Origin of the sequence: Methylophaga sp. UBA678, assembly GCF_002299105.1 — a bacterium.
Lineage (GTDB): Bacteria > Pseudomonadota > Gammaproteobacteria > Nitrosococcales > Methylophagaceae > Methylophaga > Methylophaga marina.
Map to the genome: position 1 here is coordinate 1 of NZ_DBNG01000022.1, position 6,488 is coordinate 6,488.

At 45.6% G+C, this 6,488-nt stretch carries 7 protein-coding genes and 1 pseudogene; 1 reads left to right on the forward strand and 7 read right to left on the reverse strand.

The genetic code is table 11. The features are described from left to right. Positions 1 to 423, forward strand: a pseudogene (locus tag B3014_RS11385) (argininosuccinate lyase); the annotation flags it as partial. Between the two features lie 38 nt (positions 424 to 461). Here the strand turns inward: B3014_RS11385 and B3014_RS11390 are convergent. The 7 genes from B3014_RS11390 to eutB form a co-directional block, all read right to left on the reverse strand. Continuing rightward, complete coding sequence (locus B3014_RS11390) at positions 462 to 797, reverse strand: DUF3325 domain-containing protein (RefSeq protein ID WP_289244162.1); 336 nt, start codon at positions 795 to 797, stop codon at positions 462 to 464. Then, positions 794 to 2,434, reverse strand: coding sequence for a PepSY-associated TM helix domain-containing protein (locus tag B3014_RS11395; RefSeq protein WP_289244163.1), 1,641 nt, complete (start codon positions 2,432 to 2,434; stop codon positions 794 to 796). Before B3014_RS11395 ends, B3014_RS11390 begins: the two co-directional genes overlap by 4 nt. Beyond that, the gene (locus B3014_RS11400) at positions 2,431 to 2,712 is read right to left on the reverse strand and encodes a DUF3649 domain-containing protein (protein WP_286303419.1); all 282 of its coding nucleotides are present in this window, start codon (positions 2,710 to 2,712) and stop codon (positions 2,431 to 2,433) included. Before B3014_RS11400 ends, B3014_RS11395 begins: the two co-directional genes overlap by 4 nt. Positions 2,713 to 3,282: 570 nt before the next feature. After that, positions 3,283 to 3,450 carry a hypothetical protein gene (locus B3014_RS11405; RefSeq protein WP_286303418.1) on the reverse strand — a complete coding sequence of 56 codons (168 nt, stop codon included), beginning with the start codon at positions 3,448 to 3,450 and terminating at the stop codon, positions 3,283 to 3,285. A 2-nt stretch (positions 3,451 to 3,452) separates the two neighbouring features. After that, positions 3,453 to 4,820 carry an ammonium transporter gene (locus tag B3014_RS11410; protein WP_289244164.1) on the reverse strand — a complete coding sequence of 456 codons (1,368 nt, stop codon included), beginning with the start codon at positions 4,818 to 4,820 and terminating at the stop codon, positions 3,453 to 3,455. Positions 4,821 to 4,873: 53 nt separating this feature from the next. Continuing rightward, entirely contained in the window at positions 4,874 to 5,743 is an 870-nt protein-coding gene (eutC, locus tag B3014_RS11415; RefSeq protein WP_289244165.1) for an ethanolamine ammonia-lyase subunit EutC, read from the reverse strand. Further along, the coding region (eutB, locus tag B3014_RS11420) for an ethanolamine ammonia-lyase subunit EutB (protein ID WP_289286989.1) at positions 5,733 to 6,488 on the reverse strand (756 nt) is incomplete at its 5' end. The genes eutB and eutC, both read right to left, overlap by 11 nt.

The window sequence follows — 6,488 nt, forward strand, 5'->3', positions numbered from 1 at the left end:
TACAACAAAGACAATCAGGAAGACAAAGAACCCTTGTTCGATACGATTGATACCTTATTAGGTTCACTACGCGTTTATGCAGATATGATGTCGGTCATCACCGTGAAAGCCGACAATATGCGTCAGGCTGCATTACGAGGTTATGCTACTGCCACTGATTTGGCTGATTATCTGGTACGTAAAGGCACACCATTCCGTGATGCACATGAAGTAGTCGGTTTATCGGTCGCTTATGGCATCAAACATAAAAAAGATCTGTCTGAACTCACCTTGGCTGAACTGCAGCAGTTTTCTGCCAATATTGATGAAGACGTGTTTGACGTGCTGACTTTGGAAGGTTCTGTCGCTGCTCGTGACCACTTAGGTGGTACAGCACCAGAACAGGTTAAAGCGGCGATTAGAAAAGCACGCAGTCAACGTTAAACAAAAGTTACACCGATGCAGTAACGATCATCTGGTCGTTACTGCATCAACCACAAAACGCTGGCCGATAACATCATCAGAAAAGCGATTCTGACCGCCCACTTTGGCCAATAAGACAGCAGTAACACCAATACTATGCTGGTCACAGACAATATCGATACCCAAATCACAAAGCCGGTTCCTGCTCCCCACACCTGCCACATAGGTAAATATGCTAAGACCAGAATCAGGCTTGCTGTCCAACGTAATAGTCGAGTCTGTGCAACACTTAACCGACGGTTGGTCACTTCCATCAAATGTCGTGGCATCGCCAGACTAAGACTACTCATAGCGGCGTAACACAAGGCAATGCTCATCATCATGGCTGCACTCATAATAGTGCCTCCGACTGAGTTTTAAGCGCTGACGGGCGAACTTGCAATCGCATTTTTCGACGCAAAAATAACACCAGCCCCAGACTCATCAAACCGAACACCAATACGGTCACTTCAAAGCCGACACTGCTCCAGTCTCCTGCCAGCCAGTACGATGGTAGCCAATGTCCGGTTGTCAGCAGGTTCATGACAGGTAACAACAATGCCAGTAAGGTAAAGACACTCCATTGTTCAAACCAGGCTTTCATGCCAGGTCGACAAGCGGCATGAAACAGCATGGCTAGCCAGAGATAGAAAAAGCCTTTTATTTCCCAGGATGCCCGATCAGCGATATCGACCGGAATCAAACGATTCAACCAGAAATAAGCCATGCAAGCCACCGCAAGACCACTGATAGCAGCGATATTCAGTACTTCGATTACCCGATAAACGCGTGCAGTTTGCGAGCCAAATTCATTAAGTGATTTCTGACGTCGTTTCACCAGAAATAAGATGGCGCCTGTTGCCATCATCAACGCACCCGCCATACCCATAATGAAATATAACCAGCGAACGCTGTAGCCACCAAAGTTGGCAAAGTGCATGATACGCATCACACGTTGTGATGCCATGGGCGTGCCCTTATCGTATTCACCTGGTGGGTTCAGATGCATCACATCACCATTGGTCGCATCAAACTGAACACTGCCAATTTCATCCCTCAATAATTGCCCTTCATAGTCTTTTTCATCAAACCAACCAAACACCTTGGTCACAGCGCTACTGTCTCCCGGATGCTCAACGTTCATAAATCGTCCGGGTTTACCCATCATCACTTCTGCTCGCTGGAACAAAATGGATAAATCCACCACATCTGCATCCACGCCTGTTTCTGCTCTGTGCATGGGCTCATCAAGCAGTTCAGAAAAAAATACCTGTGGATTGCTGTAATTAGCTAATACACCTGCAGGCATGTAAATCGATAAAAAGACCACCAAACCGGTGTAAGCAATCATCAATTGGAAAGGCAGCGTTAAAACAGCGGAGGCATTATGTCCATCTAACCAACTACGCTGTCCTTTCTTTTGTCTGAAGGTGAAAAAATCTTTGAAAATACGTTTATGAATAATGATGCCGGTAATTAAGGCCACCAGCATGATCATGGTAAAAAAGCCGACCAGCCAGATGCCTGCCATACCCGCATGAAACTCATAATGCATATGCACAAAATGATGCCCCCCTTCGGTTTCACGATTTTCAGCGGCTGGCATGAGTTCACCATCATCCAGGCTCAGTAAGGCATGTTGAAATTCATTCTGCTCGTCCCGCCAGAACAGACGTATTCCTGGCTCTGTTTCCGTTGGCAGTCCAATCCCCCAGAAATGACTATCAGGAACATGTTTTTCAAGATAAGCCTGACCTTTCTTTATCGTGTCAACACGTTGCTGTTCGGTCATCGCGGTTGGATCGAAACCGGATACAACGGCTGCCTCTGGTTTCATCCATTTCGTGATATCAACATCAAACACACCAATCGTGCCCGTAAGGAAGATCGTGAATAAGGCCCAACTGGCAAGCAACCCACCCCAGGTATGTAACCAGCCCATCGCCTGACGAAACGATTCCTGTTCTTTCACTGGCTTCGTTAACTCACTCATGACGCCACCTTGGAAATTAGCATCCCTGCACCACCGAGCAAGACTGTTGGAATCAACATACCTAACCAAGCGCGCTTGCTATTTCTAACAGTAAAGACCCAAATAACAGCTGCTGTATAAATTGCATAACTAAAAAGGCTCACGGCCACGATGGCATGTGGTTTTTCCATTGGTACAATAGCTGATAAAAAAATGATAACGGCGGACGTCAGTAAATACCCGCCTACCGTGGCGGCCAGAACCAATGACAGAATTCTGAGTGGATAAGGTAATTGCATATTGGAGATAACTCTCAAATGGCTGATCTAATTATAGTTTTAACTGCAGATAGACATGAACGCCTGTCCTCAACTCACATGAGAGGACTGACCGTAAAATAAGAGAACAATCGTGTACTCTCTATCTATGTCGTTTAAAGCAGATAAAAAGTGCAATTTTTCACTTTTTATAAAGCTGGATTAATTTAAAGGTAGATATTACCATCAAATAATAATTATATGCATTTAGATTTATTGATTATCAGTCTTCACTCTTATTTTCAGACAGATGTTGGATAGTCGATCAATAGAATCAAAATGCCGCTTATTTTTGATATCGAAAGGTATTTGGAGAAGAATAATTTCAAAATCAGCCATGCTAGAAACAATGGCCATATTGACTGTTAAAAATGTGATTAAGTGAAATCTTTATTATGGTATTCAGTCTGGGTGCTAGTTCATTGGTATCAGTGGTAGAGGTCGGGTCACACTGCTTTGAATGCCACAAAAAGTTACTGCTTATAAAAAATAACCCCGATACAAGATCGGGGTTATTGTTTGATACATGACTAGGTCATGTTTAAGCCTGGCTTATTTTTCAATTTTCTCGAACGCTTCATTTTCATGTTTTGCTATCGAGATAATCAGACCCACTATGATGGCTGCAGCACCAACAGTGAACAGGCCTAGAGCAAGTGGATTATCAGCAAAAGTAAAATAAGCCCCTACGTTTTCCCATGAACTAATTGATGTTCCCATAATTACACTCCTGGTTCTGAGTTAGCCAATTTATTTGGCACGTCACTTGATGTCACCGCAGGGACACCATTCACTTCTGGGTAAGGCTTGGCAATGATTTCAACTTCATCTAAGCCCAGCTCTTCCGCTTCTTTCGGTACGCGTAATGCATTGGCTTTTTTCAGAATCAATGAAATACCGTAACCTGGAATAAAGCCCACTGCTGCCATGACAATGGCACCAATGGTTTGCCCCATTAATGAAATCTCAGGCAAGTCACCCACGTTAGGCATACCGTCGGCAAACACACCGACTAAGAATACTGCCCAAACACCCGTGAAGCCATGAACTGAAACAGCACCTACCGCATCATCAATACCGAAATTTTCGATCAATTTAGCGAATTTAACGGCTAAGACACCTGTTACTACAGCAATAATGAACGCTAATTCAGGATCATAAAGATCTAAACCGGCTGCAACAGAAATGATACCCACCAGACCGCCAGACATTGTCCAGAATGGGTCACGGCTAGCGATGTAACAACCAATCACACCACCCGCAAAGCCCATCAGGGTATTGAAAGCAAATGCTGATAAGTTAGTTGGGTTGCCGTAAATGGTTGTCCAACCTGTTTCACCACCGTTAAAGATGATACAACCGCCCAGGAATCCGAAGAAACCGAAGATGATCATCATCAAACCGATTAACGTCATCGGTAAGCTATGTGGAGCAATAGTCTGTGCCACACCGTTGATAAATTTACCTACACGTGGGCCTAAATTGATCAGTACACCCAAAGTGAAGAAACCAGCCACAGCATGCACAACACCAGATGCGCCGACATCATGATAGCCCAAGTCAGTCAGTAACCAACCATCTGGATGCCAACCCCAGGCACCAGCCAGTATCCAAACCACGCTACCCAAGAACACGGTCAGAATCAAAAACGCACTGACACGAATCCGTTCGATAACCGCACCGGATAAAATCGAACCGGTGGTGGCACCAAACATGGCAAACGCTGCCCAGAAAATACCGGTTCCCATATCGGTGACATCAGGTCCCATACTTTGTGCCCAAGGTAAGGCACCCGCTGCCTCAATAGGAATAAAGCCATTCGGGAAAGCGTTATATATCCACCAGCCAAACAAATAAAACGTGGGAATAATGACCGCTAAAGCAAGAATATTTTTAATACCCGCTGCTAAAGCATTTTTACTACGTGAGGCCCCCATTTCATAGGCCAAGAAACCAGCATGAATCATGATCATAATGGCGGTACACCACCAGTAGAACACTTCGACATTCATAGACTGATGCATTTGAAAAACCGCTTGCTGGGCGTCGAGCGTTGCCTGCAAGGATTCTAGCGTTGGCGCATTGTCCATCTTTCTATCCTCTTATTAGTTAACATTAATACCTATCCACCTTGTTGGTTGGCTTACTTATCCAGCAAAAAGCTGGTTTGAACGGCGTTGCTATCAATAATCTTATCGGTAGAGCGATCCTTGATAGCAACGCCAGAACACTGGAGTCTGCGGGCCTCAGTCAGCAAATAAAGGCTTTTCTGAGCCGCAGCAAAATAAGAAAGTCCCGCCTTTCTTACATTGGAAATACAGTTACGTTTATCATCGGTCAGGCCACGTTTGGCCCCCCAGGTCAGGTACAGTCCCAAGCTATCGGGCGAACTCAATCCCGGACGTTCGCCAATCAGCACTAAAACGGCCTTGGCGTTTAAGGCTTCACAAACATCGTCCCCCACGGCGACACGGCCTTGTTCCACCATAACGATAGGTGCGAGTGAGTAAGCTTGTTCACTGGCTTGCATGGCTTGAGCTAAGGTCTCAATAAATACCGCTGCGTTTTCTTTAATCGCCGTGGCTGATAAACCATCAGCAATCACAATGGCTAAATCGTAAGGTTCAGAAGCTTGGTGTGGTTTAAGTGCTGTAAGACTAGCTTCGTCCAGCTGTCTTCCCCAGTCCGGACGCTGCAAATACGTCATGCGATCGGTTGCCTGACTATGCAGCTTTAAAGGTGCTTCACGGTTTAACAACGGGTATTTATCCGCTAAGGCCATGAGATCTTGTTGTAAACCATCAAAGTCCAGTTCGGTATGCACCGCATCACGGGCCTGAGCATGTGCTAATTGGAATTCAAGTGATTCACGCGTCGGTGTGCTTACACCAGCACGCCCCAAGCCAATACGGGCAGCCGTGAATTCTCGCAGACGACGCCATGGATTATCGGTGACGATAGCGTCATCATTTTTTACCCTGAGATGAGTGAGTCTATCTTCCTTAACCATCATTCGTTCCTGTGGCTAAGCCTCTCAAGGTGCCGGCAAAGGCTGGCGGTAACTGGTTTGATAACTTGGCATGACTGGCATCGGTCATGATTTGCATTTTTTCCAGCCATTTTTCAAATTCAGGTGCCGCCCCCAAACCTAAGACGCGACGCGCATACAAAGCATCATGAAATGAGGTGGTCTGATAATTGAGCATAATGTCATCTGAACCGGGAATGCCCATCACGAAAGAACATCCTGCTGTCGCCAGTAGCGTCAGCAGGTTATCCATATCATTTTGATCAGCTTCAGCATGGTTGGTGTAACAAACATCACAGCCCATTGGCAGACCTAATAACTTGGCACAGAAATGATCTTCCAAGCCTGCACGAGTAATTTCTTTACCATCGAACAGGTATTCAGGGCCGATAAAGCCCACCACGGTATTCACCAGTAAAGGATTAAATTTTCTGGCAACGGCATAGGCTCTGGCTTCACAGGTTTGTTGATCCAGACCGTGATGAGCATTGGCCGATAAAGCACTGCCCTGCCCAGTTTCAAAATACATAACGTTTTGTCCGACCGTGCCTCGGTTCAAAGATAATGCTGCTTGTTGTGCTTCAGCCAGGGTGGCTAAATTAAAGCCAAAACTGCTGTTGGTTTTTTCCGTGCCACCAATGGACTGGAATACCAAATCTACTGGTGCACCGTTTTCAATACATTCAATCGTGTTGGTGACATGCGTTAACACGCAGGACTGGGTAGGAAT